Raw genomic sequence first — 1,180 nt, forward strand, 5'->3', positions numbered from 1 at the left:
TCACTCTATTTTGATCATATTTGTTTGTGTCTGAAGAATGTGTTTGAAACTAGGCTTTCTATTGATCATTAAAAGATATAATTGAATAATAGATCTCTTTCATAAATCAAAAAACGAGCACCTTTTTGATTGATATTTGTACTCTAATTTTCTTAGCATTCGTGCATAATCTGCGGATGAAATACATTGATTCAAAGAAGCTTTCTGAAACACAGTTTAAGCGATATACAGGCATCTCATGGTCAACCTTTTATTTAAATGGTTGAGCAATTGCAGAAGCATGTTCCAGCTAAAGGCAGACCACCCAAGTTAAGTGTGGAGGATCAGGTTCTGCTCTGTCTGAACTATTGGCGGGAATACCGAACTTTATTTCACATTGCTACGAGTTATGGGGTTTCAGAGCCTACAGCCTCAAGAATTGTACGTCATGTTGAAGATTGCCTGATTCAGTCCAAGCTGTTTAATTTACCGAAGAATTTGCCCGAAAGCGAAGGCATAGACTGGAATGTGGTGATCCTGGATGCCACAGAAATTCCAATTCAAAGGCCTAAAAAAACAGAAGAAAAACTATAGTGGCAAGAAAAAGACCCATACCTTTAAAGTACAGGCCATCATCCATTATAAAACTCAGCAAATTCTGAGTTTATGCACTGATCGCGGTACGGTGCATGATTTCGAGCTATTCAAACGAAATTTAAAGCAGATTCCTTCAGGAGCTTTTATCCTTGCAGATAAAGGCTACCTGGGAATTTATGCTGTGTATCCTAATAGCCTGTTGCCGTTAAAAGCCAAAAGACGCTGTAAACTGGATCCTGAACTCAAAATCTATAATCAGGAAATCAACAAAAGAAGAATCGGGATCGAGCATGTATTTGGGCACTGTTGCAAATAACCACGAATGGTAAGCTGAAGACTGTTTTAGCTAAAGATGCAGCATATGAATCCTTTCCATGGTCGGCATTTTCAGGGCGAAATCATTCTTTGGGCTGTGCGCTGGTATTGTAAACATGGCATTAGCTATCGTGAACTGCAGGAAATGCTGGCCGAACGGGGTGTGAATGTTGATCACACGACTATTTACCGTTGGGTTCAACGTTATGCTCCTGAAATAGAAAAACGTTTACGCTGGTATTGGCGTAATCCTACAGATCTGAGCTCGTGGCATATTGATGAAACCTAA

2 protein-coding genes and 1 pseudogene are annotated in these 1,180 nt (G+C 39.6%); all 3 read left to right on the plus strand.

Annotation, left to right across the window (positions count from 1 at the left end; all coding sequences use genetic code 11):
- The first annotated feature begins 258 nt into the window (after positions 1 to 258).
- The gene (locus AVJ20_RS19040; protein ID WP_171250768.1) at positions 259 to 573 is read left to right on the plus strand and encodes a transposase family protein; all 315 of its coding nucleotides are present in this window, start codon (positions 259 to 261) and stop codon (positions 571 to 573) included.
- Positions 521 to 892 carry a transposase gene (locus AVJ20_RS17950; RefSeq protein WP_024160689.1) on the plus strand — a complete coding sequence of 124 codons (372 nt, stop codon included), beginning with the start codon at positions 521 to 523 and terminating at the stop codon, positions 890 to 892. The genes AVJ20_RS19040 and AVJ20_RS17950 overlap by 53 nt, the downstream gene beginning before the upstream one ends.
- Before the next feature lie 45 nt (positions 893 to 937).
- A pseudogene (locus AVJ20_RS17955) lies at positions 938 to 1,180 on the plus strand (IS6 family transposase); the annotation flags it as partial.

The sequence above is a fragment of the Acinetobacter sp. CFCC 11171 genome (assembly GCF_003268405.1).
Lineage (GTDB): Bacteria > Pseudomonadota > Gammaproteobacteria > Pseudomonadales > Moraxellaceae > Acinetobacter > Acinetobacter amyesii.